The organism is Conexibacter arvalis, from assembly GCF_014199525.1.
Taxonomy (GTDB): domain Bacteria; phylum Actinomycetota; class Thermoleophilia; order Solirubrobacterales; family Solirubrobacteraceae; genus Conexibacter; species Conexibacter arvalis.
Genome location: NZ_JACHNU010000008.1, coordinates 48,681 through 73,781 on the forward strand (window position 1 = coordinate 48,681; position 25,101 = coordinate 73,781).

Annotated in this window: 25 protein-coding genes; 3 read left to right on the forward strand and 22 right to left on the reverse strand. The window is 74.0% G+C overall.

From position 1 onward, the window contains the following. Positions 1-134: 134 nt before the first annotated feature. Positions 135-1,127 carry a signal recognition particle-docking protein FtsY gene (gene ftsY / locus BDZ31_RS21055; RefSeq protein ID WP_183344832.1) on the reverse strand — a complete coding sequence of 331 codons (993 nt, stop codon included), beginning with the start codon at positions 1,125-1,127 and terminating at the stop codon, positions 135-137. A gap of 22 nt (positions 1,128-1,149) precedes the next feature. On the opposite strand from ftsY, the gene BDZ31_RS21060 reads away from it, so the two are divergent. Next, the gene (locus tag BDZ31_RS21060; protein WP_183344833.1) at positions 1,150-1,668 is read left to right on the forward strand and encodes a GNAT family N-acetyltransferase; all 519 of its coding nucleotides are present in this window, start codon (positions 1,150-1,152) and stop codon (positions 1,666-1,668) included. A 15-nt stretch (positions 1,669-1,683) separates the two neighbouring features. Here the strand turns inward: BDZ31_RS21060 and BDZ31_RS21065 are convergent, their stop codons facing one another. From BDZ31_RS21065 to BDZ31_RS21110, 10 genes are all read right to left on the reverse strand, one after another. Then, on the reverse strand, positions 1,684-4,935 hold the full coding sequence (locus BDZ31_RS21065; protein WP_183344834.1) for a chromosome segregation SMC family protein: 3,252 nt from the start codon (positions 4,933-4,935) through the stop codon (positions 1,684-1,686). Positions 4,936-4,942: 7 nt separating this feature from the next. Then, positions 4,943-5,620, reverse strand: a complete 678-nt coding sequence (locus BDZ31_RS21070; RefSeq protein ID WP_343075668.1) for a ribonuclease III family protein — start codon at positions 5,618-5,620, stop codon at positions 4,943-4,945. Next, on the reverse strand, positions 5,617-5,880 hold the full coding sequence (locus tag BDZ31_RS21075; RefSeq protein ID WP_183344835.1) for an acyl carrier protein: 264 nt from the start codon (positions 5,878-5,880) through the stop codon (positions 5,617-5,619). Before BDZ31_RS21075 ends, BDZ31_RS21070 begins: the two co-directional genes overlap by 4 nt. Beyond that, on the reverse strand, positions 5,877-6,890 hold the full coding sequence (plsX, locus tag BDZ31_RS21080; RefSeq protein ID WP_343075657.1) for a phosphate acyltransferase PlsX: 1,014 nt from the start codon (positions 6,888-6,890) through the stop codon (positions 5,877-5,879). The genes BDZ31_RS21075 and plsX overlap by 4 nt, the downstream gene beginning before the upstream one ends. A 35-nt stretch (positions 6,891-6,925) precedes the next feature. Further along, the gene (gene rpmF, locus BDZ31_RS21085; RefSeq protein ID WP_183344838.1) at positions 6,926-7,120 is read right to left on the reverse strand and encodes a 50S ribosomal protein L32; all 195 of its coding nucleotides are present in this window, start codon (positions 7,118-7,120) and stop codon (positions 6,926-6,928) included. A 45-nt stretch (positions 7,121-7,165) separates the two neighbouring features. Next, on the reverse strand, positions 7,166-7,690 hold the full coding sequence (locus tag BDZ31_RS21090; RefSeq protein ID WP_183344840.1) for a YceD family protein: 525 nt from the start codon (positions 7,688-7,690) through the stop codon (positions 7,166-7,168). A 175-nt stretch (positions 7,691-7,865) separates the two neighbouring features. Beyond that, complete coding sequence (locus BDZ31_RS21095) at positions 7,866-9,452, reverse strand: acyl-CoA synthetase (RefSeq protein WP_343075658.1); 1,587 nt, start codon at positions 9,450-9,452, stop codon at positions 7,866-7,868. Positions 9,453-9,560: 108 nt separating this feature from the next. Continuing rightward, complete coding sequence (locus BDZ31_RS21100) at positions 9,561-10,511, reverse strand: hypothetical protein (protein ID WP_183344844.1); 951 nt, start codon at positions 10,509-10,511, stop codon at positions 9,561-9,563. A gap of 151 nt (positions 10,512-10,662) precedes the next feature. Next, a complete protein-coding gene (locus tag BDZ31_RS21105; protein ID WP_183344846.1) occupies positions 10,663-12,018 on the reverse strand; it encodes a hypothetical protein in 1,356 nt (451 codons plus the stop codon). Continuing rightward, positions 12,011-13,267 carry a DNA recombination protein RmuC gene (locus BDZ31_RS21110; protein ID WP_183344848.1) on the reverse strand — a complete coding sequence of 419 codons (1,257 nt, stop codon included), beginning with the start codon at positions 13,265-13,267 and terminating at the stop codon, positions 12,011-12,013. Before BDZ31_RS21110 ends, BDZ31_RS21105 begins: the two co-directional genes overlap by 8 nt. 135 nt (positions 13,268-13,402) lie before the next feature. Here BDZ31_RS21110 and BDZ31_RS21115 point away from each other — a divergent pair, with 135 nt between their 5' ends. Continuing rightward, positions 13,403-13,681 carry an acylphosphatase gene (locus tag BDZ31_RS21115; RefSeq protein WP_183344850.1) on the forward strand — a complete coding sequence of 93 codons (279 nt, stop codon included), beginning with the start codon at positions 13,403-13,405 and terminating at the stop codon, positions 13,679-13,681. Between the two features lie 48 nt (positions 13,682-13,729). Here BDZ31_RS21115 and BDZ31_RS21120 read toward each other — a convergent pair whose 3' ends face one another. The 4 genes from BDZ31_RS21120 to recG are packed head-to-tail and all read right to left on the reverse strand — an operon-like array spanning position 13,730 to position 17,363. Continuing rightward, entirely contained in the window at positions 13,730-14,194 is a 465-nt protein-coding gene (locus BDZ31_RS21120) for an ATPase (RefSeq protein ID WP_183344852.1), read from the reverse strand. A 16-nt stretch (positions 14,195-14,210) separates the two neighbouring features. Beyond that, positions 14,211-14,708 carry a pantetheine-phosphate adenylyltransferase gene (gene coaD, locus BDZ31_RS21125; protein WP_183344854.1) on the reverse strand — a complete coding sequence of 166 codons (498 nt, stop codon included), beginning with the start codon at positions 14,706-14,708 and terminating at the stop codon, positions 14,211-14,213. Further along, positions 14,695-15,237 carry a 16S rRNA (guanine(966)-N(2))-methyltransferase RsmD gene (gene rsmD / locus BDZ31_RS21130; protein ID WP_183344856.1) on the reverse strand — a complete coding sequence of 181 codons (543 nt, stop codon included), beginning with the start codon at positions 15,235-15,237 and terminating at the stop codon, positions 14,695-14,697. Before rsmD ends, coaD begins: the two co-directional genes overlap by 14 nt. 2 nt (positions 15,238-15,239) lie before the next feature. Next, positions 15,240-17,363: an ATP-dependent DNA helicase RecG gene (gene recG, locus BDZ31_RS21135; RefSeq protein ID WP_183344859.1), complete on the reverse strand. Its 2,124-nt coding sequence runs from the start codon at positions 17,361-17,363 to the stop codon at positions 15,240-15,242. A gap of 91 nt (positions 17,364-17,454) precedes the next feature. Here recG and BDZ31_RS21140 point away from each other — a divergent pair, with 91 nt between their 5' ends. Further along, positions 17,455-17,826 carry a hypothetical protein gene (locus tag BDZ31_RS21140; protein ID WP_183344861.1) on the forward strand — a complete coding sequence of 124 codons (372 nt, stop codon included), beginning with the start codon at positions 17,455-17,457 and terminating at the stop codon, positions 17,824-17,826. Position 17,827: 1 nt separating this feature from the next. On the opposite strand, the gene BDZ31_RS21145 is transcribed toward BDZ31_RS21140, so the two are convergent. From BDZ31_RS21145 to BDZ31_RS21175, 7 genes are all read right to left on the reverse strand, one after another. Next, the gene (locus tag BDZ31_RS21145) at positions 17,828-19,507 is read right to left on the reverse strand and encodes a DAK2 domain-containing protein (protein WP_183344863.1); all 1,680 of its coding nucleotides are present in this window, start codon (positions 19,505-19,507) and stop codon (positions 17,828-17,830) included. Between the two features lie 26 nt (positions 19,508-19,533). Then, on the reverse strand, positions 19,534-19,722 hold the full coding sequence (gene rpmB, locus BDZ31_RS21150) for a 50S ribosomal protein L28 (RefSeq protein ID WP_183344865.1): 189 nt from the start codon (positions 19,720-19,722) through the stop codon (positions 19,534-19,536). Between the two features lie 85 nt (positions 19,723-19,807). Further along, positions 19,808-20,281, reverse strand: coding sequence for a 6,7-dimethyl-8-ribityllumazine synthase (ribH, locus tag BDZ31_RS21155; protein ID WP_183344867.1), 474 nt, complete (start codon positions 20,279-20,281; stop codon positions 19,808-19,810). Continuing rightward, on the reverse strand, positions 20,271-21,572 hold the full coding sequence (locus tag BDZ31_RS21160) for a bifunctional 3,4-dihydroxy-2-butanone-4-phosphate synthase/GTP cyclohydrolase II (protein ID WP_183344870.1): 1,302 nt from the start codon (positions 21,570-21,572) through the stop codon (positions 20,271-20,273). The genes ribH and BDZ31_RS21160 overlap by 11 nt, the downstream gene beginning before the upstream one ends. Beyond that, on the reverse strand, positions 21,569-22,159 hold the full coding sequence (locus BDZ31_RS21165) for a riboflavin synthase (RefSeq protein WP_183344872.1): 591 nt from the start codon (positions 22,157-22,159) through the stop codon (positions 21,569-21,571). Before BDZ31_RS21165 ends, BDZ31_RS21160 begins: the two co-directional genes overlap by 4 nt. Before the next feature lie 8 nt (positions 22,160-22,167). Further along, positions 22,168-23,289 carry a bifunctional diaminohydroxyphosphoribosylaminopyrimidine deaminase/5-amino-6-(5-phosphoribosylamino)uracil reductase RibD gene (ribD, locus tag BDZ31_RS21170; protein ID WP_183344875.1) on the reverse strand — a complete coding sequence of 374 codons (1,122 nt, stop codon included), beginning with the start codon at positions 23,287-23,289 and terminating at the stop codon, positions 22,168-22,170. Between the two features lie 21 nt (positions 23,290-23,310). Then, complete coding sequence (locus tag BDZ31_RS21175) at positions 23,311-25,053, reverse strand: glycosyltransferase family 39 protein (RefSeq protein WP_183344878.1); 1,743 nt, start codon at positions 25,051-25,053, stop codon at positions 23,311-23,313. Positions 25,054-25,101: the final 48 nt, after the last annotated feature.

Below are 25,101 nucleotides of genomic sequence, written 5' to 3' on the forward strand. Positions count from 1 at the left end.
CCCGCTCGAGGACCGGGGCCTGGTCGTCGCCGGAGGCTACTGGCGGCCCGGGGGCGAGCGGGTGCCAACAGCGCCCGCCGGGCGCCCCGACGCGGCAGCGCCGCCCGCCCGGAGCGGCGCCCACGCTGCTCAGCTCAGCTCAGCAGCGCCTTGGCGAAGTCGTCGGGATCGAACGGGCGCAGGTCCTCGAGCTGCTCGCCGATGCCGATCAGCTTCACTGGGATCCCGAGCTCTCTGGCGATCGCGAGCGCGATGCCGCCCTTCGCCGTCCCGTCGAGCTTCGTCAGCACGATGCCGGTCACGTCGACCGCCTCGGCGAACAGCTTCGCCTGACGCAGGCCGTTCTGGCCGGTGGTGGCGTCGACGGTGATGAGGATCTCGTGCGGCGCGTCGGGGATCTGCTTGGCGATCACCCGCCGGACCTTCGCCAGCTCGGCCATCAGGTTGTCCTGCGTGTGGAGGCGGCCGGCGGTGTCGACCATCACGACGTCGGCGCGATCGCGGACACCCTGGGCGACCGCCTCGTAGGCGACCGAGCCCGGGTCGGAGTCCGGCGGTCCTTTCACGAAGTCGACGCCGGCTCTGCGCGACCACTCCTCGAGCTGCTCGACGGCGGCGGCGCGGAAGGTGTCGGCGGCGCCGAGCACGACCTTCTGGTCGAGCTCCTTGCGCAGGTGCCAGGCGATCTTGCCGACCGACGTCGTCTTGCCGGTGCCGTTGACGCCGACCATCAGCAGCACGGTCGGCCCGGCGGTCAGGTCGATGCGGCTGTCGCCGACCCGCGCGACGTTCGCGAGCAGCTCGGTCAGACGGGCGGTCAGCTGCTCGCCGCCGGTCAGCTCGCCGCGGTCGGCCTCCTGCTCGAGCTGCTCGACGATCTCCGCGGTCGTGCGGGCGCCGACGTCGGCGGCGATCAGCGCCTCCTCGAGCTTCTCCCACGTCTCCTCGTCGAGGTTCTCGAACAGCGTCGAGCTGATCTCGCTCGTGAGCGCCTCGCGCGTCTTGCGCATGTTCTCGCGCAGGCGCTTGAAGAAGCCGCGCCGCTTCTCCTGCTGCTGCGGCTCGTCCTGAACGGCGGCCGAGGAGCCGTCGCGGGTGATGAAGAGGTCCTGCCAGTCGCGTGCCATGAGGATCGGCGACGATACCAGCGTGCACACCTCCCCCATCCGGTTCCGGCGCACCAGCCCCGACACGCCCGAGGCCGTCCGGCTGCTGCGCGCCTACGGCGCCGAGCTGGTCGGGCGCGGCCGACCGTTCTCGCCGGTCGAGCCGCCGGCCGGGAGGCGGCCCGGGATCTGGGTCGAGCCGCACGAGCTGGAGCCGCCCGGCGGCGCCTTCCTGCTGGCCGAGGATCGCGGCGTCGCGGTCGCCTGCGGCGGGCTGCGCACGCTCGCGCCCGGCCTCGGCGAGGTCAAGCGGATGTACGTCGTGCCGGGAGCGCGGCGGCGCGGCATAGCCCGCACGATCCTGTTCGAGCTGGAGCGGATCGCCCGCGAGCTGGGACACGGCCGGGTGCGGCTCGACACCAACGCCGTCCAGCCCGAGGCGGTCGCGCTCTACCACGCGACCGGCTACCGCGAGATCGCCGACTACAACGGCAACCCGTTCGCGACGCACTGGTTCGAGAAGGACCTGAACGCCGCCGGGCAGGCGCCTCGCCGCGCCTGAGGGCGGGCGATCGGGTCAGGCCGCGCTGCCGGCCGTCTCGGCCTCGGCCGCCTGCTCGGGCGGCAGTCTGCGCGAGATCACCTTCGAGATGCCGTCGCCGCCCATCGAGACGCCGTAGAGGCTGTCGGCGGCCTCCATCGTGCGCTTCTGATGGGTGACGACGATGAACTGCGCGTGCTCGCGGTAGGAGCGCAGCAATCTCAGGAAGCGGTCGATGTTGAGGTCGTCGAGCGCCGCCTCGACCTCGTCGAGGATGTAGAACGGGCACGGCTTCGCGAGGAAGACGGCGAACAGGAAGGCCAGCGCCGTCATCGACTTCTCGCCGCCCGACAGCAGCGTGAGGCGCTTCATCGACTTGCCGGCCGGCGTGATCTCGATCTCGACGCCGTGGAGGTCCTCGTCGTCGCGCTCCTCCACGTCGGCGTCGGCCTCGGCGGCGTCGGCGGCCGCCTCGGCCTCGCTGGCGTCGGCGCTCTGGCCGCCCAGGACGGGGCGCGGGCCGGCGTCTTCGCGCACCAGCCGCAATCTGCCGCGCCCGCCGGGGAAGACCTGCTGCGCCAGCTGCTCGAAGTTTCTCGCCGCGGCCGCGAAGGTCTCCTCGAAGGTCTCGCGGATCTGGCGGTCCGTGTCCTTGATCAGCGTGTTGAGCTCGCGCAGCGCCGACTCGAGGTCGTTGCGCTGGCGCTCCAGCTCCTCGACGTGGGCGAGCGCCTCCTCGTACTCGTCCTTCGCGAGCGGGTTGACCGGCCCGAGCTGCTCGCGCCGTCTCGTCAGCCTCGCGATCCGCTGGGCCAGCGCCGTGCGCTCCTCGTCGGGCAACGGCTGCTCGGCCGGCTCCGGCGCGAGGCCGAGCCGCTCGGCCAGCTCGCGCAGCTCGCCCTCGGCCTCCTGCGAGCGGTCGCGCGCCTGCTGGGCGCGGACCTCCGATCCGGTCACCGCCTCGCCGTCGCGCTTCAGCCGGCCCTGCAGATCGGCCTCCTCGCGGGCGCATGCGCGCAGCTCGACTGCGACGTGCTCGCCGGCGGCGCGGTGGGCGGCCAGCTCGGCGTCGAAGACCTCGACCTGGGCGGCGATCGCGCGCTCCAGCTCGGCGAAGGTCGCGACCAGCCGCTCGGCCTGCGGGACGAGCGCCTGCTCGGCGGCGAGCCGCGCCTGCGCCAGCTCGATGCGGCCGGCGCGCTCGGCCCGCTCGCGCTCGGCGCGCTCCGCGAGCCGCCGCTCGGCGGCCAGCTCGGCCTCGATCTGCGCTCTGCGGACCGCACCGGGACCGGCATCCTCGGCCTTGCGGCGCTGCTCGATCAGGAGGCGGGCGCGGTGCTCGGACTCGACCGCCTCGTCGAGCGCGCGGACGGCCTCGCGCTGCGCTCTCTCCGCCTCGTCGCGGGCTGCGTCGACGGCGCCGATCCCGCTGCTCGCCGCCTCGACCGCCTGCAGCGCCTCGTGCTCGGCGCGGGCGGCGGCCTCGCTCTTGGCGATCAGCGCGTCGCGGCGGTTGCGCTCGGCGAGGACCCGCTCGGCGCCACCGGCCGGGACCTGGCGCAGCACGCGCCAAGCGCCGATCCAGACGTGGCCGTCGGCCGTCACGGCGGTCCCGCGGAAGTCGTCGCCGACCGCGTCGAGCGACGCGACGACCCACGTGTCGGCGAGCAGCGGCCGCGCGAGCGCGAGCGTCGCGTCGGGGCCGCGGACGTGGTCGAGCAGGCGCGTCGCTCCGTCGCACGGCGGCGTGGAGGCGTCGTCGGCCGCCGGCCCGGCGCCGTCGGGCCAGGCGACGAGCGCGCTGCCGCCGTCGCGACCCGATCTCGCCAGCAGCGCGGCGCCCTCGGCGCGGTCGGCGACGACCGCGGCGCGCAGGCGGCCCTCCAGCGCCGCGGCGAGCGCCAGCTCGAAGCCCTCGTCGACCTGCAGTCTGTCCGCGAGCGCCGGGGCGCCGCCCGGTGCGCCGGCCTGCGAGCGCAGGAACTGGTTGGCCGCGGCCAGCTCGCCGCCGATCCTCGCCGCCTCGCGTCGCGCCGTCTCGACGACCTTCTCCGCCTCCCGGCGTGCTGCCCGCGCGGCGTCGGCTCTCTCCTCGGCCGCGACGAGGGCGGCCTTGCGCTCCTCGACGACCGCGCGCAGCCGGGCGACCTCCTCGGCCGCCGCGGCCCGTCTTGTCTCCAACTCGGCCAGCTCGCGCTCCAGCGCCGCTCTGCGGTCGCGCTCCAGCGTGGCCAGCTCGTCGTGGAGCGCGGCGATCCGTCTCTCGGCCTCGGGATCGGCGACGTCGGCGGCCGCCTGCTCTCGCAGCGCGGTCAGCTCGGCCTCGTGGCGGACGATCCGCTCGCCCAGCGACGCGGCGGTCGCGCGAATCGCCTCCAGCCGCATGCCGACGCGCTCGGCCGCCGCACGGGCGCGGTAGGCGCGGCCCGACAGCTCCTCGCGCTGCTCGCTGCGCTGCTGGAGTGCCTGCTCGGCCTCCTCGCGGCGCTTCGCGACGCCGGCGAGCGCCTGCTCGGCCTCCTCGCGGCGGGCGCGGGCCGTCTTGACGGCCTCCTCGGCCAGGGTCAGCTCCAGCCGCGTCGCTCGGACCGCGTCGCGGCCCAGCTCCCAGCGCGCCTCGACCATCTGGCGCTCGAGCCGCTCGTGCAGCTCGGCCGCCTCGGCCTGCCGCTTCAGCGGCCGCAGGCGCGAGCGCGCCTCCCGCTCGACGTCGAGTGCGCGATCGAGGTTGTCCTGCGTCCTGGCGAGCTTCAGCTGTGCCCGCCGGCGGCGCTTGCGGTGCTTGCCGAGCCCGGCCGCCTCCTCGATCAGCAGGCGCCGGTCCTTCGGCTTGGAGGTGACGATCGCCTCGACCCGCCCCTGCGAGATGACCGAGTGCGACTCCTTCCCGAGGCCGGTGTCGGAGAGCACCTCCAGCACGTCGGCGAGACGGCAGCGGGCGCCGTTGAGGCGGTACTCGCCGTCACCGTTGCGGTCGAGCCGCCGCATGATCGAGACCTCGGCGAACTCCATCTCGAGCGTGCCGTCGGAGTTATCGAGCACCAGCTCGACCTCGGCGCTCTGGCTGGCCTTGCGGCCGTGGCCGCCGCCGAAGATCACGTCCTGCATCGACTGGCCGCGGATCGCCAGCGGCGACTGCTCGCCCATCGCCCACAGGACGGCGTCGGTCACGTTCGACTTGCCGGAGCCGTTGGGTCCGACGACGACGCTCACGCCAGGGCCGAACGCCAGCTTGGTCCGGTCCGGAAACGACTTGAAGCCCTTCAGCGTGAGCGACTTCAGGTGCATCCGTCGCCTATGCCCCCATCGCGTCCAGCGCCGTTCGCGCCGCTTCCTGCTCCGCGTCCTTCTTGCTGCGTCCGCGGCCAGAGCCGACCGCCCTGCCCGCGACCTCTGCGACGACCTCGAAGATGCGGTCGTGCGGCGGCCCCTCCTCGGAGGCGACCGAGTACGCGACGACGTCGCCGCGGCGGGCGAGCCGCTCCTGCAGCGCCGACTTGAAGTCGACCGGGTGCTCGAGCGCCGTCTCGATCTCGGGCTCGAACGCCTCGACGACCGCCGCGGCCGTCCCGTCGTAGCCGTTGGTCAGGTAGCAGGCGCCGATCACCGCCTCGATCACCGAGGCGAGCACGCGCTCGGTGCGGACGAGCGCCTCGGCGTTCTGGCCGACGCCCTGCGGCGCGGCGGCGCGCAGCCGCTCCGGCACGCCGAGCCGCTCGGCGACCGCCATGCACGAGCGGCCCGAGACCGCCTGGGCGCGGATCTTCGTCAGGCGGCCGGCGCCGAACCTCTCGGCCTCCAGGCGCGGGTAGAGGTGGGTCGTGACGGCGAGCCCGAGCACGCTGTCGCCGAGGAACGCCAGCCGCTCGTAGGACTCCGAGCGGCGGTCGGTCCAGGAGGAATGCGTGAAGACCTGCTGGGCGAGATCGTCCGGCAGGGCGTCGAGCAGGTCGGCGAGCTTGCGCAGGGTCAGCTCCCGGAGTCGCGGCTCGCGACCCCAGAGGCCAGCACGAAGTCGACCGCCTGGCCGACCGTCAGGATTCTCGCGGCCTGCTCGTCGGACATCTTCACGCCGTAGGTGTCCTCGAGCTCCTGCACGAGCGTGTAGAGGTCCAGCGAATCGGCCTCCAGGTCCTCCCGGAAGCGGGTGCCCTCCTCGATCCGACCGGGCTCGATCGCGAGCTCGTCGGAGAGGTGGTTGCGGATGAGGGTGAGAATCTCCTCGCGGGTCATGTCGACTGGACGCTAGCCGGGGCATCGGACGATGGAGCCTGACGGAGCGCGCCGGCCGCGTCGAGCGCCGCCAGCGTGCGGCCGACGACGTCCTCTCTGACCGCCCGCTCTGCGACCTCGATCGCGCGCGCGAAGCCGGTGCGGGTGAAGCGGCCGTGCGCGACGACGCCGGTCCGCCTGAGGCCGAGCATGTACGCGCCGCCGGCCAGCTCCGGGTCGATCGTCTCGCGCAGCGACTTGAGCGGCCGCCGCAGCAGCAGCCCGCCGAGCCGGCCGCGCGGGCTCTTCACGGCGGTCTCTCTGATCGACCGCATCAGCTTGCTGGAGACGCCCTCGATCAGCTTCAGCGTGACGTTGCCGGTGAAGCCGTCCATCACGACGACGTCGGCGACCCCCTCGGTCACCTGGTTGCCCTCGACGTTGCCGATGAAGTTGATTCTGCCGCCGGTCTCGACGAGGCGGGCGTGGGCGCTGATCACGTCGGGCGTGCCCTTGCCCGGCTCGGCGCCGTTGGACATCAGGCCGACGCGGGGCGCGGCGACGCCGAGCACGGCCTGTGCGAAGGCGGCGCCCATGAAGGCGAACTGGACGAGGTGCTCGGGGCGGACCTCGGGGCTGGCGCCGACGTCGAGCAGCAGCACGGGCGCGCCGGGGACCGGCATCGGCAGCGCGAGCGCCGGCCGGTAGATGCCGCGGGCGCGGCGGATGTTGAAGAGGCCGGCGGCGAGCGCGGCGCCGGTCGAGCCGCCGGAGACGAGCGCGTCGGCGCGTCCCTCGGCGACCGCCTTGGTCGCGAGCACGATCGAGGCGTCCGGGGTCCCGCGTACGGCCAGCGCGGGATCGGGTGCCTTCGCGATCGAGAGCGGAGCGTCGACGACCTCGACGCCGTCGGGCGTCGAGCCGATCTGCTCAGCGGGGCCGAACAGCAGCACGCGCGTGCCGCGTTCGGCTGCGATGGCTGCACCGGCGGCGACCTCGGCAGGCCCGAGGTCGGCACCGTTCGCGTCCACGGCGACCGTGATCGGCGGCACGGTTGGCGAGCTGCTCAGGCGGCGTCGTCGCCGCTGGTGGCCGTGACCACCTCACGCCCGGCGTACGTGCCGCAGACCGGGCAGACGCGGTGCGGCCGCCGGGGGCTGTGGCACTGCGGGCACGCCTGCGTCGAGGGCGCCGAGATCTTGTGCTGGGAGCGGCGCTTGTTCGTGCGCGCGTGAGATTGCTTCTGCTTCGGGACGGCCATAGAGCGGTGGAATGTACCAGGGATCGGGGCGGTGGCGCGCCGTCGTCATTCCTGCGGGAGCTGCAGCTCCCGCAGCTTCGCCCAGCGCGGATCGGGCGCCGCCTCGTGGGCGTGATCGGGCGACTCGTTGAGGTTCGCGCCGCACTCGGCGCAGAGGCCGGCGCAGTCGGCTCTGCACAGCAGCTGCGGCGGCAGCGTCAGCGACAGGGCGTCGTTGACCCATCTGGCGACGTCGACGACCTCCTCCTCGACATAGGGGCTGTCCAGCTCCTCGTCGGCCGCCCCCGGCTGGTCGACCTCGCGCGCGTCGACGGCGAAGGTCGAGCGCGACGGCTCCAGGCAGCGCATGCACGGCCCGGCGAGCGTCGCCTCGAAGCGCAGTCGCAGCGCGTAGCCGTTCGCGGTCGTGCGCGAGACGTCGAGCCGCACCGGGACGACCGAGGGCTCGACCGGGTAGGTCTGGCCGCTGAGGTCGAACGGCTCGATCGCGACCTCGAGCTCGGCGGTGTGACCCTGGCCGGAGCTGAGCCGCAGCGGAGCGAGATCGATGGTGTCGGCGCGCGTGGACATACCGTCGAGAGTAGCGAGCGCAGGCGGTCGACCGCCTGCGCCGCGTGGAATCGATTCTGAGGTGCAGATCGTCGTGGCTGGCAAGGACGCAGCGAGCGCTGCGGGCGCCGGTCCGCGAGCGCGCGAGGAGGCCGTGGGCACCGCGGACGAGGTCCGCGGTGCGGCGAGATGCGCCTCAGCGCAGTTCGCGCTTGAGGACCTTGCCGGTGGCGTTGCGCGGCAGCTCGTCGACGAAGACGACCTCGCGCGGCACCTTGTAGCCGGCGAGGTTCGCGCGCACGAACGCCTTCAGCTCGTCCTCGCCGCACGCGGCGCCGGGGTTGAGCGCGACGACGGCCTTCAGCCGCTGGCCCCACTCCTCGTCGTCGACGCCGACGACGGCGACCTCGCGCACGTGCTCGTGGCCGGCGAGCAGGTCCTCGACCTCCGACGGGAAGACGTTCTCGCCGCCGCTTATGATCATGTCGTCGTCGCGGCCGTCGACGAACAGGCGTCCGGCGGCGTCGAAGTGGCCGACGTCGCCGGAGGACATCAGGCCGTCGATGATCTCCTTGCTGCCGCCGCCGGTGTAGCCCTCGAACGGCAGCTCGTTGCCGACGAAGATGCGACCCGGCTGGCCCTGCGGGACCTCGCGGCCGTCGTCGTCGAGCAGGCGCACGCGCGTGCCGACCGGCGGGCGGCCCGCGGTGCCGGGCGCGGCGCGCATGTCCTCGGGGGTCGCGATCGTCGCCCACGCCACCTCGGTCGAGCCGTAGGTGTTGTAGAGGACGTCGCCGAAGCGGTCCATCACCTGACCCGAGAGCGGCCCGGGCAGCGCCGAGCCGCTGGCGGCGATCACCCGCAGCGACGAGGTGTCGTGCTTGGCGAAGACCTCGTCGGGCAGCTCGAGGATCCGCTGCAGCATCACCGGCACGACGACCAGCGCCTTCGCTCTGTGACGGGCGACGGTCTCCAGCGTCCCCTCCGGGTCGAAGCGGCGGCGCAGCACGATCGTCGAGGCGAGCGGCACGCCGAGCGTGAAGTGGGCCAGGCCCCAGGTGTGGAACAGCGGCGCGGCGATCAGCGTCGTCCCGCGCGCCTTCAGCGGCATCTTCGACAGCAGCGCCGCGGCGGCGCCGAGCGTCGCCGCGCTGCGACGAGCGCCCTTCGGCGTGCCGGTCGTGCCGGAGGTCAGGATGATCACGCGGCCCGGCTCCTTCGGGACCGGGACGCCGGCCGGGTCGCCCGCGGCGATCATCTCCTCGATCCGACGGTCGCCGTCGGCGGCCTTCCCCTCGTGCCAGGCGACGAAGCTCTTGCGGCCGGCCCGCACCGGCTCGACGAGGTTCGCGAACTCCTCGTCGTAGATGATCGCGGCCGCTCTCTCGCGCTCGACGACGGCCTGCAGCTGCGGGCCGGCGAACGCGGTGTTGAGGTAGAGGACGTTCGCGCCCAGGCGCGAGATCGCGAGCGTCGCGTCGACGAAGCCGCGGTGGTTGCGGCACATCACCGCGACCGGGTCGCCCGGGCGGATCCCCTCGCCGGCGAGCGCGCTCGCGAGCGCGTTACCGCGGCGGTGCAGCTCGCCGTAGCTGATCGTTCCCAGCTCGTCGACGATCGCGGGCTGGTCGGGCCTTCTCGCGGCGGTGACGGCGATCGCTCCGGCCGAGGTGGTGCCCCACTTCTTGAGCGCGAGGCCGGCCTTCGCGAGGCGGTCGGGTCGGGTCGGGCCGAGCAGGCCTGAACCGAACAGGGTCTTGGCGACGAAGGCCTGATGTGACACTTGACTCAACACGTGGCGTATCCAACCACGATCGTTGGACGCGCGTGTCAGTTTGCCGGCGAGGGTGACAACGGACGCGGTCAGACCGGCCGCTCCGGGAACGGCGCGCTACGGCAGGTCGAGGCCGCGCGGGGCCTCGCCCCGCTCCACCAGCGCGTGGATGTCGGCCGCGCGTCTGGGGTTGAGGAAGACGTGGCGCTGGCCGACGCTCGGCTTCTCCAGCAGCAGGCCGGCGTCGAGCAGGCGCTCGCCGATCGCCAGCGCGAGCGCCCGGTCGTGACCGGCGAAGCCGCGCGCCAGGTGGCTGATCTCGGTGTGGTAGCCGCCCCACTTGCCCATCCCCATCAGCCGCTGCAGGATCCGCCGCGCGACCCGGCGGCCGCGGTCGGCGTCGTCGTGGGGCCGGGCGACGTCGGTCGTCGGGTCGAGCACCGCGATCACGTCCTCGTCGTGGGAGCGGACCGAGTCGGCGTCGGCCGGGTGGCCGCCGAACCGCGCGACGGCCTCGGCGATCCGCAGCGGGTGCAGCTCGCCGATCGGCGCGCGCAGGTCCTCGACGTCGGCGAGCACGTCACCGGGGACCCCGTAGGCGACCGCTCTCAGCCGGTCGACGTGCTCGAGCTGGTACGGGAACAGCTCGACCGCGTACTCGACGTGGTCGAACGGGTCGCCGGCCTCGAACGGGAACGACAGCGCCAGCCAGCTCCCCCACGTCCCGGCGACGAGCGCGAGATCCTCCGCGGCGGCGGCGGCCATCGCCTCGGCGCCGTCGACGAGCGTGCCGACGACCGCGGCGGTGAGGATCCACGCGCGCTCGACGACCGCGTCGGGGTCGGCGCGCAGGGCCGGCTCGACCGGGAGCGCCGCCACCAGGCTGCGCTCGTGCGCGGCGATCGCGACGGGGACCGGGTCGGCCGGCGGATAGCCGGAGCGGCTCTGCGCCAGCTCGTGGGCGCCGTCGGCGAGCGCGTCGAGCAGCTCGGAACGGAGCTGCGCCGCACGCTCGCGCGGCGCGCGGACACCCCCTGCATCCGCGATCACGCTGCCGAGTCTCGTCATCCGGCCGCGAACCCTAACGGTCGCGATCCGGCGGGCGGGGTGCGCCGCGGGCCGGGGAGGTGCCGGGCTCGCCAGGCAGGGCGCGCGGGCGGGAGCCGGGTCGGCCGGGCGGGCGCGCGCGGGGCAGGGCCGGCTTACCGGGCCGGAGGCCTCAGCCGGTGGCGGGCGGGGCCGACGGCTCGCCCGCGGGCGGGGCCGCCAGCGCCGCGCCGCAGACGCGCGCGTCGCCCGGCAGCTCCCTGATCCCGCGCGGCGTCAGCTCGAAGGCGCCGGGCGCCTTCGTCACGCGGACCGCTCTGCCGTTGGCGGTGATCCGCGCGGTCGCTACGCCGACGCGGATGGTCAGCTTGCGCTTGCGGGCCGTGTACGGGCCGGTGAGCATCCCCTCCCAGACCGTGGCGCCGGAGCCGTCCGCGATGCAGACGTACGACTCCTCGCTCGGCACGATCCGCAGCGTGACGGCTCTCGGCGACGGGCGGCTGGAAGGCGCGGTGGCCGGCGGCGCGGTCCCCCTGCCGCGCGTCGTGCTCGCGACGTGGGGCGTCGCGGTGGCGCGAGAAGGTCTGCGCGCGGGTGCGGCGGGGGTCGTCGCGGTCGGGCGCGCCTGTCTCCCGCCGGAGGCCGCGGGGCTCGTCGCGGTCGTGCGCGAAGGTCTGCGCGCGGGCGCGGCAGGGCTCGTCGCGGTCGTGCGAGCGGGTCTACGCGCGGGTGCGGCGGGGGTCGTCGCGGTCGTGCGCGATTGTCTCCCGTCGGAGGCCGCGGGGATCGTCGCGGTCGTGCGGGGCGGTCTCCCATCCGGGGACACGGTTGCGGTCGTGCGAGCCGGCGTCGTCGGGGCCGGCGCCGACGCGGTCGTGTCGGCGGCGGCGTGCGGCTCTGGCGGGAGCGCGCTCGCCGCGCGGTCGCCGTCGTCGGTCATGCCGCGCAGCGCGACCGCCAGCACGATCACGACCGCGAGCGCCGCGAGACCGGTCGCGCCCGCGGCCAGTCTGCGGTCTCTCGCGATCGGTGCGCTCGGCGCGAACCGCGCGGCGACGCGCTCGGCGGCCGGCCGCGGCCGATCGGGCGCCACGGGAGGCGACGTGGGCGCAGGCGAGTCGGCGCCGCGAGCGGCTGTCGACCTGTGCGAGCTGCCGCCGCCGGGATCAGCAGTGTCGGCGACGGCGGCCGGCCGCCCGCCGTCGTGCGCGGGCGGCGCGACGGCCTCGATGCGGCGGAGTTGGATGAACTGAGCCGGCTCGGCGTCGGTCAGCGGCGGGTCGGCGGCGATGCCGGCGGCGGCGAGCGCGACGGTCGCGCGGCGGCGCTCCTCAGCGCCGGTCCCGCCGAACGACGCGAGCAGCTCGGCGGCCGGCCGGCGGTAGCCGAACGGCGTCGCCGCCTCCCGCGCGAGCGCGGCGGCGGCCGCCGCGTCGGCGGGCGGGACGGCGGGAGCGGGTGGCGGTGGCGGCGCGCTCGGCGCTCCGCGGCCGAGGCGCGCGAGCAGGTCGCGCAGCAGGTCAGCCATCGCGCGCCTCCCGCAGCGGTCGTGGATCGGGGAAGGCCGCCGTGCCGGACGCGGCGGCGTCGTGCCGGTTCGCGCCGCCCGGGAGGGCCGCCGCTCCTTGCGCGGCGGCATCGTCGCGGCGGCCCGCGCCATCCAGGACGGCCGCTGTGCCGGACGCGGCGGCGTCGGGGGCGAACCGGCCCGGGCCGGGCTCCGCGGCGTCGCGGAGCGGCGCGCGCAGCTCGGGGGCGTGGAGCTCGCGGGCGGCGAGGTCGACCGGGGCGACGTCGGACAGCTCGCGCTCCGGGCCGACGACGCCGTGGCGGGCCAGCGAGCGGGCGCTCGGCAGGACGCGGCTGTCGAACGAGCCGACGGCGTCGTTGTAGGCGCCGACCGCCCCGCGCAACCGCGCGCCGACCCGGTCGAGATGGGCGCCGAAGGTGCTCAGGCGGTGGTGCAGCTCGCGCCCGAGCGCGGCGACCTGACGGGCGCTCTCGGCGACCCGCTCCTGCTGCCAGCCGTACGCGACGGCGCGCAGCAGCGCGATCAGCGTCGTCGGCGTCGCGATCAGGACGCCGTCGCGGACGCCGTCCTCCAGCAGCGACGGATCGGCCTCCAGCGCCGCCGAGTAGAAGTGCTCGCCCGGGAGGAAGAGGAAGACGAAGTCGGGTGCCGTCTCGAACTGGGCTGCGTAGCCCTTCGCCGACAGCCTGCGGACGTGCTCGCGCAGGAGGCGCGCATGCTGGGCCAGCTCGCGCGTGCGGGTCGTCTCGTCGCGCGCCTCGTAGGCGTTGAGGAAGGCGTGCAGCGGCGCCTTCGCGTCGACGACGACGTTGCGCCCGCCGGGCAGGTGGATCACCATGTCGGGCCGCAGCAGCCGCTCGTCGGCGGCGACGCTCGCCTGCTCGGCGAAGTCGACGTGGTCGAGCATCCCGGCCAGCTCGACGACCCGCCGCAGCTGCAGCTCGCCCCAGCGCCCGCGCGCCTGCGGCTGACGCAGCGCGGAGACGAGCGCGCCGGTCTCCCCGCGCAGCCGCTCCTGCGCCTCCACCAGCTGGCGGATCTGCTGCTCCAGCGCGCCGCGCTGGTGGGCGCGGTCGCGGTCGAGCGCGGCGAGCTGCTCGTCGACCCGTCTCAGCTGGGCGTGGATCGGCTCGACGAGCTGGTCGACCGACCGCGCCTTGCGCTCGGTCGCCGCGCGCGAGCGCAGCGCGAGCAGGACGGCGGCCGCGCCGAGCAGGAGGCCGATGAGGAGCCACAGTGCGGACATGGGTGCGTGAAGCGTCCCGCGCGATGCGGACGGAACCCGGCGGCGCGGAGGCGGCCCGACCGCGCCGCCGACCGGCGGCTCGGCGCGCGCCGCGACGAGCCGTCCTCCCGGTCATCGACCGGGAAGACTGCCGGCATGAGTCGAGAGGTCATCAGACGGCGCGTCCGCGTCCACGGACTGGTCCAGGGCGTCTTCTTCCGCGCCTCGACGCACGACGCGGCGCGGGAGGCCGGCGTCGCCGGCTGGGTCCGCAACCACCCCGACGGGTCGGTCGAGGCGGTCTTCGAAGGGGACGCCGAGCCGGTCGAGCGGATGGTCGCGTGGGTCGGCGAGGGTCCGCCCCACGCTGCCGTCGAGCGGGTCGAGGTGCTCGAGGAGGAGCCGGAGGGGCTGCGCGGCTTCGAGGTCCGCTGAGCGCGAGCGAGCGGGTGGCGCGGCGGCGAGCGGCGTCGCCGCCCGCGCCTAGCCGACCTCGGCCGGCTCGTCCTTGCCCTGCAGGCGCTCGCGCCCGCGCTGGACGGCCGCGATGAACTTCGAGAGGTTGACCTCGAGCGTGTTGAGGATCTCGTCGGCGTAGTCCTCGGCGCCGAGCCGGATCTCGCGCTCGCGGGCGCGGGCGTCCTCGATGATGTCCTCGGCGCCGCGCTCGGCCTGCTTGGTGACCTCCTCCTCGGAGATCAGGCGCTCCTGGCGCTCGCGCGCCTCTCTCAGGATCCGCTCCGCCTCCCGCTTGGCCTCGGCGAGCATCTCCTGACGCTCCTTGACGATCCAGCGGGCCTGCTTGATCTCCTCGGGGATCGTGGCGCGCATCTGATCGAGGAGGTCGTAGATCTCCTCCTTGTCCACGCGGACCTGATCGGTCAGCGGGACCGGCTTCGCGTTGTGGACGAGATCGTCCAGCTTGTCGATCAGGACCAGGACATCCATCAGAACCTCTGTTTCGTCAACGGCCGATTTCTTCCTTCAAGCGCGTTGCCACATAGTCGGGAACCAGATCTGTGATGTTCCCGCCGAACGTCGCGAGCTCCTTGACGCCGCTGGAACTCAAGAAACTGTACTGCGACGAGGCCATCAGATACACGGACTCGATGTCGGGCGCCTGGCGGCGGTTGAGCTGGTGCATCTCCAGCTCGTACTCGAAGTCCGAGATCGCGCGCAGACCCTTCACGATCGCCGTCGCGCCAAGCTCTCTGGCGAAGTCGACGAGCAGGTTGGAGAACGCCTCGGCGCGCACGTTCCCGAGATGCTCGGTCGCACGTGAGATGAAACTGATCCGCTCGTCGGTCGTGAAGAGCGTCTTGCCCTTGCGGATCGGCAGGTTGACGACGCCGACGACGACCTCGTCGAAGATCCTCGACGCGCGCGATATGACGTCGAGGTGCCCGTTCGTGACGGGGTCGTAGGAGCCCGGGCAGACGGCGATGCGGTTATTCGAGTTCATGGATGCGAATGAGTGTGTCGCCGTAACGGCGTTCGTCGGTCAAGGGCAGGTCGAGCACGAGCGGCGAACGACGGTCGCTCTCGCACACGATCCTGCCGTCCGCGGCGGTCAGCTCCGCGAGCGCCGGCGAGAGCTCGCGTCCCAGCCCGGGCGCGAGGCGGTATGGAGGGTCGAGAAGCACGAGATCGTATTCACGCCGGGCCGCCCGTGCCGCACGGGCGAATGCAAGCGCGTCCTGGCGCCGCAGCGCGTACGCCTCCCGCGGGACCCGCAGCGCCGCCAGGTTGGCCTCGATCGCCCGCGCCGCCGGCGCCGCCCGCTCGACGAAGGTGACGTGGCCGGCGCCGCGCGACAGCGCCTCCAGGCCCAGCGCGCCGGTGCCGGCGAAGAGGTCGAGCACGCGCTCGCCGTCGAGCGGGCCGAGGATCGAGAAGAGCGCCTCGCGCACGCGGTCGCTGGTGGGCCGCGTCGCCTCGCCGCTCGGCGCGACCAGGCGGCGACCGCCGTAGAGGCCCGCGACGATCCGCATCGTCAGGCCGCGATGGGGGCCATCGCGTCGGGGCCGAAGACGCGCGCGAGCGCGTCGCGCAGCAGCGCGTGCTCTGGCGCCTCCAGCTCGGGATCGGCCGCCAGCAGCGCCTCCGCGCGGGCGTGAGCCCGCTCCAACAGGTCGGCGTCGTCGGGGAGGATCGCGATCCGGTAGGCGGCCTCGCCGTGCTGGCGGACCCCGACGATCTCCCCCTCGCGCCGCAGCTCGAGGTCGATCCGCGCCAGCTCGAAGCCGTCGGAGTGGGCGGCGAGCGCCTTCAGCCGCGCCGAGTCGCTCGGCCCGAACAGCAGGCAGAGCGACTTGTGGGCGCCGCGGCCGATCCGCCCGCGCAGCTGGTGCAGCTGGGAGATCCCGTAGCGCTCGGCGTCCTCGACCAGCATCACGGTCGCGTTGGGGACGTCGATGCCGACCTCGATCACGGAGGTGGCGACCAGCACGTCGGCCTCTCCGGCGGCGAAGGAGGCCATCGCCTCCTGCTTCTCCCTCGGCTTCATCTGGCCGTGCATCAGCACGACGCGGAACTCCCTGAACTCGGTCGCCTTCAGCCGCTCGTACTCCTCGGTCGCGGCGCGCGCCTGCAGCGCCTCCGACTCGCCGACGAGCGGGCAGACGACGAACGCCTGGCGGCCGTCGCGCAGCTCCTCGCGGATCCGCTCGTAGGCCCGCTCGCGCGCCCGCTCGCCGCTGGCGACGAAGGTCTCGATCGGCTGCCGGCCGCGCGGCAGCTCGCGCAGCGCCGTGTGGTCGAGGTCGCCGTGCTCGACGAGCGCGAGCGTGCGCGGGATCGGCGTCGCGGTCATGTGCAGCACGTGCGGCTCGAGCCCGTCCGGGGCCTTCGCGTCGAGCGCCGCCCGCTGGCGGACGCCGAAGCGGTGCTGCTCGTCGACGACGACGGCCCCGAGGCGGGCGAAGACGACCGCGTCCTCGATCAGCGCATGGGTCCCGACGACGAGCGACAGCTCGCCGCTGGCCAGCTTGCCGAGCACGTCTCTGCGGCGGGCGGCCGGCGTCGAGCCGGTCAGCAGCGCGATCTGGAGCGTCTCGGAGGCGGTCAGCGCCTGGATCGTCGCGAAATGCTGCTCGGCGAGCGTCTCGGTCGGCGCCATCATCGCGCCCTGCCAGCCCTGCTCGACGGCGCGCAGCAGCGTGAACAGCGCGACGACCGTCTTGCCGGAGCCGACCTCGCCCATCAGCAGCCGCTGCATCGGGTGGTCGCGGCCGAGATCGGCGTCGATCGCCTCCATCGCGGCCGCCTGATCGCCGGTCGGCGCGAACGGCAGCCCCGCCTCCAGCCAGCGCGCGGTCAGCTCGCGCGGGCCGTCGAGCCGCGGGGCGCTGGAGGAGGCCTCGCGCCGCGCGCGGCGGCGCAGCAGGCCGAGCTGGAGCAGCAGCAGCTCGTCGTAGGCGAGCCGGCGGCGGCCGTCGACCGGATCGCGCGGCGCGGTCGGGAAGTGGACGCCGGTCAACGCCGAGCGCACGTCCGGCAGGCCGTCCTCGACGCGCACGCGCGCCGGCAGCGGCTCGGGCACGTCGTCGATCGCGTCGCGGTGCTCCTGCGCGAGCGCGAGCAGCTGCACCGAGCTGATCCCCTCGCTGGCCGGATACTGCGCGACCTGCTCGACGCCGGCGACCTGCTGCGTCGTCGGGGCGTGTGCGGAGACTCTGAAGTTGCGCTGGCCGAGGCGGCCGGTCAGCATCAGCCGCGTCCCCGGTCTGTAGCGCTCGACCAGCCACGGCTGGTTGAAGAAGACGACCTTCAGCGGGCCGGTCTGGTCGGCGACGACCGCCTCGACGATCGGCCGCATTCCGCGGCGGCGGACCGGCCGCGACGTGATCGAGCGGACCTCGACGAGGATCGTCGCGGTCTCCTCGTACTCGAGGCCGGCGACGGTGCGCGCCTCGCCGCGGGCGCGCGGCAGGTGGGCGAGCAGATCGCCGACGTCGTGGAGGCCGAGCGTCTCCAGCGCTCTCGCCGCTCTCGGACCGGGCGCGTCGAGCGGCTCGCGCAAGCGCGAGGGGCGTGGCAGGCGGACCGGCGCGGCGCGCAGCTGCGCGCCGTCGAGGGGCTCGGTGCTCCCGAACTGAGACGGCTGGAAGGACGACATGGCGGCTCGGACACTATGGCGTGCCGGCCGGTCGGCCGGCGGCCCGGGCGGCCCGCGGACGGCCCGCGGGCGGGGCCGCCATACTGCGGCGATGCTGCGTCTCGCCATCGCCGCCCTGCTCGCCGCCCTGGCGCCCGCCGCCGTCGCCGCGCCGTCGCAGGCGGCCCGCGCTCCGGTCCGCGTCGCGACCGAAACCGAGACGCACGAGCTGGCGATCGCGATCAAGCAGCCGCGCTGGAGCTGCTTCTCGGGCCGGATCGCCCGCGACGGGCGCTGGGCCTCGCTCCGGCGCCTCCCCCATGCCGGCTGTCCCGGCCTGCCCTACGCGATCGCGATCCGCGCCGACGCGAGGCTCGGCTGGAAGGAGGCGCGCCGCTTCGCCACGCGCCGCGGCGCGTGCGCGTCGAGACGACCGCGGATGAGCGCGCCGCTGAAGCGCGGGCTGTACGGCTGCCCGCGCTGAGCTACTCGGCCGACAGCAGCCACCAGTAGCTGGGCTGGCCGCCCGGGCTCAGCTCCAGCTCGACCCCGTCGCCGGCGAGCGCGGCGACCGCGGGGTCGTCGAGCGGCGCCTCGGCGCCGCGCAGGCAGGTGATCAGCTCGGCCTCCGGGGCGAGCGCGTCGAGCACCGCGCGCAGCGTCGCGGCCGGATCGCCCCACGCGACGATCTGCTCGGAGACGAACCCGACGGCCTCGCCGACCTTGAAGCGCCCGGCGGCGTCGTCGCGGGCGGCCGGCGCGACCGCGCCGGTGCGGACGTGCGCGAGCGCCCGCTCCATCGCCGCGGCGTTGGCGGCGGCGTCACGGGCGGGGTCGAGCGCGACGGCCGCGGCGAGCCCGCCCTGCTGGGTGCGCGAGCGGACGACGACGACCTGCTTCTCCGACAGCTCGGCCGCTCTCTCCGCCGCCATGAAGACGTTGGAGCTGTTCGGCAGCACGACGACCTGCTCGGCGGCGACGGCGTGGATGCCGGCCAGCAGGTCGTAGGTCGACGGGTTGAGCGTCGCGCCGCCGTCGAGCACGTGGACGCCAAGGCTCTCGTAGAGCTGCCTCAGCCCGTCGCCGGAGACCACCGCCAGCACCCCGCAGGTCGCGTTCGGCGCCGGCGCCGGCTGCTGGCCGTCGCCGTTGGCGGCGGCCGCGGCGGCGAGCCGCCCGGCCCGCTCCTCGACCTGCGCGTGCATGTCGGCGACGTCGAGGTGCGAGATCGCGCCGGCGTCGGCGAAGACGGCGGTGGCGGCGTCGGGGTCGTCGGTGTGGACGTGGACCTTGAGCGTCGCCGCGTCGCCGACGACGAGGACCGAGTCGCCGAGCTCCTCCAGCGCCCGCACGAAGCGGCGCGCGTCGAGCCCCGTGCCGGTGACGGCGAAGTTCGTGCAGTAGCGGTAGGTCGACGACTCGTGCTGCGGGCGCGTGACGCGGGCGGCGCGACGATGGGCCAGCTCCGGCGGCTCGCTGCCGCGCAGCGCCGCGACGACGCCGGCGAAGAGGACGGTGAGGCCGTAGCCGCCGGCGTCGACGACGCCGGCCTCGCGCAGCACCGGGAGCAGGTCGGGGCCCCGTTCGACCGACTGCTGGCCGGCCTCCAGCGCCCGCTCCAGCACGTCGGCGATCAGCGCGTCCTGGTGGTCGGCGGAGGCGTCGGGGTCGAGCCGCGTCTCCGGCATGTGCGCCAGCTCGGTCGCGATCCGGTGGGCCATCTCGCGCACGACGGTGAGGATCGTGCCCTCGGCCGGCTCGCGCACCGAGCCGTACGCCTGCTCGGCGGCGCGCGCCATCGCGGCGCCGATCAGGACCGGGTCGACCAGCTCGCCGGGGCGGCTGGCCAGCTCCTCGGCTGCGCCGCGGATCAGCTGGGAGAGGATGACGCCGCTGTTGCCGCGCGCGCCGAGCAGGGCGGCGCGTGCGACCGAAGCGACGATCTCGTCGCGTCCGATCTCATCTATCGTGCGGTTCTCGGCCGCCTCGGCGAGACGGTCGATCTCCTGCACCACGGCGCGCAGCGTGAGCGCCATGTTGTCGCCGGTGTCGCCGTCCGCTACGGGGAAGACGTTGAGGTCATTGACCTCGTCTCGCCGCGACTCGAGCTGGGCGAGCGCGGCCTCGACGACGGCGCGAAAGCGAAGGAGGCTTGGATCGGACACGACGTGGGGGTCGGCTCGGCCGACCCCTACGCCTTGACGACCTTGCCGGCCTTCAGGCAGCGCGTGCAGACGTAGACGCGCCGAGCGGTGCCGTCATCGTTGATGCGGATCCGCTGGAGATTCGGGTCGAAGCGCCGCTTGGTGGCCACTCTCGAGTGGCTTCGGCTGTTGCCGAAGGCGGGACCCTTGTTGCAGACATGACAGGTACGGGGCATGGGTTCGGGCAGTATAGGTGGTAGACGGACGGGATGAGGCGCCGGCCCGAGGGCGGGCCGGCGCGATCGTTCGGAGGCGGGTGCGTCAGGCCGGCGCGAAACCGGTGCTTCGGCGCTGCTGTCTGACCGACTCGCGGACCTGCAGCGAGGCGAGCACCGCCTCGGCGGCGTGGGCGCCGCTGTCGCGCTTGGCGCCGCCGCCGACGCGCGCCTGCGCCTGCTCCATCGTGTCGACGGTGAGGACGCCGAAGCCGACCGGGACGCCGGTCGCGAGCTGGACCTGCTGGATCCCGCGCGCGCACTCGCCGCAGACGTAGTCGTAGTGGTCGGTCTCGCCGCGGATGACGGCGCCGAGCGCGACGATCGCGTCGTAGCGGCCCGACTCGGCCGCGTACTTCGCCGCCAGCGGCAGCTCGAAGGCGCCCGGCACATCGTAGACGTCGACCGTCTCGGCGCCGTGCTCCTCCAGCGTAGCGCGCGCGCCGGCGACGAGCTTCTCGGCGAGCTCCTCGTAGAAGCGCCCGACGACGAGCGCGAACCTCTTCTTCTCAGCGCCCATCGGCGGACTCTCCCTTGTGGTGGTCGTGCTCGCGCTCCTCGAGGATCATCTCCTCGTCGAGCGGCATCCCCTGGTGGTGGAGGATGTGGCCCATGCGGTCGCGCTTGGCGCGCAGGTAGGCCTCGTTGTGCGGGTTGGGGGTCGGGATGATCGGCACCTGGTCGGTGACCGACAGCCCGTAGCCCTCCATCCCGATGATCTTCTTCGGGTTGTTGGTCAGGATCCGCATGCTCGTGAGGCCGAGGTCCTGGAGGATCTGCGCGCCGATGCCGTAGTCGCGCAGGTCGGCCGGGAGGCCGAGCTTGAGGTTGGCGTCGACGGTGTCGAAGCCCTCCTCCTGCAGCTTGTACGCCTTCAGCTTGTTGAGCAGGCCGATGCCGCGCCCCTCCTGCGCCAGGTAGAGCAGGACCCCCTGGCCGGCCTCCTCGATCATCGCGAGCGCCGACTCGAGCTGCTCGCCGCAGTCGCAGCGCAGCGAGTGGAAGACGTCGCCGGTGAGGCATTCGGAGTGGACGCGCACGAGCACGTCCTCCTTGCCCTGCACCTCGCCCTTGACCATCGCGACGTGGTGCTTGTCGTCGACGAGCGAGCGGTAGCCGATCACGTCGAAGTCGCCGAAGGCGGTCGGCAGTCTCGTGCCGACGACGCGCTCGACGAGCTTGTCGTGCTTGCGCCGATAGGCGACGAGGTCGGCGACGGTGACCATCTTCAGCCCGTGCTTGGCGCAGTACGGGATCAGGTCGCTGACGCGGGCCATCGTGCCGTCGTCGTTCATGATCTCGCAGATCACGCCGGAGGGGTTGAGGCCGGCGAGGCGGGCCAGGTCGACCGCCGCCTCGGTCTGGCCGATCCGCTCCAGGACGCCGCCCTCCTTCGCCTTCAGCGGGAAGACGTGGCCGGGCTGGACGAGGTCGCGCGGGCTCGCCTTCGGATCGATCGCGACCTGGATCGTGTGGGCGCGGTCGGCTGCCGAGATGCCGGTCGTGACGCCTTCGCGCGCCTCGATCGAGACGGTGAAGGCGGTCTCGAACGACGACTCGTTCTTCTGCGCCATCAAGTCGAGGCCCATCTCCTCGCAGCGCTCGCCGGTCATGGCGAGGCAGATCAGGCCGCGGCCCTCCTTCGCCATGAAGTTGATCGCCTCGGGCGTGACGAACTGGGCGGCCATCGTCAGGTCGCCCTCGTTCTCGCGGTCCTCGTCGTCGCAGACGACGACCATCTTGCCCTGGCGGATGTCCTCTATCGCCTCCTCGATGGTGGCGAAGGGGGCTCTCACGTCGGATTGGCTCATCGATGCGCTCCCACGAGCTTCTCGACGTACTTCGCGAGCACGTCGACTTCGAGGTTGACCGGCTTGCCGACCTCGGCGGCGCCGAGGATCGTCCGCTCCAGCGTCTCGGGGATCAGCGAGACGCTGAGCGAGTCGTCGTCGACCGCCGAGACGGTGAGGCTGACGCCGTCGATCGCGATCGAGCCCTTCTCGACGACGTAGCGCAGCAGCTCCGCCGGGGCGGCGATCGTGACGACGCGGGAGAAGCCGTCCTGCGCGATCTCCGAGATCGTCCCGACGCCGTCGACGTGTCCCTGCATGATGTGGCCGCCGAGGCGGTCGCCGGCGCGCATCGCCAGCTCGAGGTTGACCGCGCTGCCCGGACCGACGTCGGCGAGCGAGGAGCGCCGCAGCGTCTCGTTGATCGCGTCGGCCGAGAAGGCGCCGGCCGAAGGGTCGACCGCCGTCAGGCAGACGCCGTTGACCGCGATCGAGTCGCCCGGGGCGAGCTCCGCCGCGAGGTCGGTCTCGATCCGCAGCCGCGCCCCGTCGGCCGTCGGCTCGACCGCCGCGACCGTGCCGAGCCCCTGCACGAGTCCCGTGAACATCGCCCTTCTCACCACTCCTTCAGGCGTGCGGAGACGAGCAGGTCCTCCCCCACGCGATCGCAGTCCAAGGTCAGGGCACGCAGCGCCTCCGAGATCGTCTCGACCCCCTCGCCCTCGAGCGGGTCGCGCGCGGTGCGGCCGCCGAGCACGAGCGGGGCGAGGAACAGCCGCAGCTCGTCGATCTCGCCGGCGTCGAGGAAGGCGCCGGCCAGCCGCGGGCCGCCCTCCAGCAGGATCGCGCCGACGCCGGCGGCGCCGAGCTGGTCGAGCGCAGAGACGACGCGGGCCGGCTCGTTGGCGCCGGTCGCGACGAACACCTCGGCGCCGTGCGTCTCGAGCGCGTCGGTCGCGGTGCGCGGCGCGGCGCGCGAGACGATCACGGTCAGCGGGACCTCGGAGGCGGCCTGGACCAGCTGCGAGTCGAGCGGCAGGCGGGCGAGCGAGTCGAAGACGACGCGGCGCGGTTGGCGCGCGACGCCCGGAATGCGGGCGGTCAGCTGCGGGTCGTCGGCGAGCGCGGTGCCGATCCCGACCGCGACCGCGTCGCACTCGGCCCGCCAGTGGTGGGCGAGCTCGCGGCTGTCGGTCGAGGAGATCCACTTCGAGTCGCCGGCGCGGGTGGCGACCTTGCCGTCGAGCGTCATCGCCGACTTGAACAGCACCCACGGCCGGCCGGTCCGCGCCCGCTTGCGGAACGACTGGTTGAGCAGCCGCGCGCGGGCGGCCAGCTCGCCGTCGGCGACGACGACCTCGACGCCCTCGTCGCGCAGGATGCCCAGTCCCCTTCCCGCCGCCTTCTCGGTCGGGTCGTCGGAGGCGACCACGACGCGTCTGATGCCGGCCGCGAGGATCGCGTCGGTGCAGGGCGGCTGCTTGCCGGTGTGGCAGCAGGGCTCCAGCGAGACGTAGATCGTCGCGTCGGCGAGGTCCTGGTCGCCGGCCGCGCGGATCGCCTCGACCTCGGCGTGCGGCTCGCCGTAGGCGGTGTGCCAGCCCTCCGCGAGCACCTCGCCGTCGCGGGCGATCACCGCCCCCACCAGCGGGTTGGGACTGACCCTGCCGCGGCCCCGCTGCGCAAGCTCCAGCGTGCGCGCGAGATGCAGGCGGTCAGTGTCGGTCGTCGGCGGCATGGTTGGAGGATACGCAGCCGATCACGAACAGCCCCCGCCCGACAGCCGGTAGATCACGATCTCCGGGCCGGGGCGCTCGTACGCCAGCGGGTAGTAGTCGAACGCCCAGTCGAAGTTGAATCTCGGCGGCGTGGCGCCGGCCTTGTAGGGGCTGAAGCGCGCCACCTCCCGCCCCCGCCGCGCCAGCTCGTCGTAGTAGGCGATCGCCTGCGGGACCACCTTGGGCTCGACGAGCGCGCGGTCGCGCTGGTGGGAGCCGATCACGACCCAGCAGAAGCCCTGCTGCTCGTAGCGGTCGATCAGCTCCGGGCGCAGCGTGCGCTCGTACTTGTCGACCTTGACGTAGCGCGTTCTCCCGCCCGGCACCGGTCTGCCGAAGTCGTCGACGTCGGCGCGGGCGGTGTCCCACAGCTGCCAGCGCTTGCCGGTCGGCGTCGCCGGGTCGGCGCGATTCGGGTCCTCGGTCCAGCGGGCCGGGACGATCGGCTCCAGCATCACCTTCGTGCCCGGCGGGATCTGCTCGACCATCCAGTCGTGCGCCAGCCCGCGCGTGTCGTCGCGCGACAGCACGCGGTCGTTGTGGACGGCGTGGACGGCGCTCTGGGCCAGCAGCGCGACGACGAGCGCGACGGTCGCGGGCAGCGCCAGCCGCGCCCGGCGGCGGCCGACCTCGTCGGCCAGCCACAGCGCGCCGTAGGCGGCGAGCACGATCACGATCGGGAAGAGCGGCAGCGCCCAGCGGCCGAAGTAGCGGTCCTGCGTGCCCATGTAGAGCAGGTAGACGACGATCGTCGGCAGCAGCGTCAGCGCCACCGCCCGCTCCCTGACGAGCAGCCGTCCCGCGCCGACGAGCGCCAGCAGCGCCGGGATCCAGCCGATTCCCCACGTGAACGTCCAGAGGTAGTAGACGATCCCGTTGTCCTGCGTCAGGCCGAGCTTCGCCAGCTCGTCGCCGCCGGCCAGCTCGCGCTGCCTCAGGACCCCGGTGCGGAACTCCGAGAAGCTCAGCAACGCATGCGGGTTGGCGACGAGGAAGCCGACGCCCGCCGCGAGGCAGGCGAGCGCGGCGGCCGCGAGCAGGTGGGCGGCGCCGGCGCGCTCCTCGCGCGTGCGAAGCGCGATCGCCGTCAGCAGCGGCAGCAGCACGATCCCGGCGGTGTACTTCGTGCCGGCGGCGAGGCCGACCGCGACGCCGCCGAGCAGCAGCCACCAGATCCCGCCGCCGCGGCCGCTCCCGCGCACGATCGCCGCCGCGCAGACGAGCGCGAGCGTCGCCGGCGCCATCGACGGCACGTCGTTGAGCGCGAGGTGGGAGTAGAAGACCGGCAGGAAGGCGACGGCCGCCAGCGCGGCGGCGAGCAGGCCGGCGCGGCGGTCGAAGAGGCGGCTGCCGAGCAGGTAGGTCAGCCAGACCGAGATCGTCCCCAGCAGCGCGACCGTGACGCGCGCGATCAGGAAGACCTTGCTCGGATCGTCGACGTACGCCCGTGCGACCGCCTCGCGGCCGCCGAACCAGACGGCGTAGATGACGTGGAGCAGCTCGGTGTAGCCCGGCGGGTTGAGGAAGTAGCGCGGGTTGAGGCCATGGCCGAAGAACCCGATCGCCACGGGTACGAAATGGCCTTCCTCGTCGATGTTGTAGGAGAACGGCAGGCCGTGCCCGATGCCCCACAGCCGCAGCCCGAGCGCGCCCGCAAGGACGGCGGCGAGGGCGAGCGCCGTGCGATCGAGCCGCGGCCGGGCGCGGCGTGCGTGGCGTTCCATCCGGTCCTTTGGGATACTGCGGCGCGAGTCTACGGCACCGGCCGACGG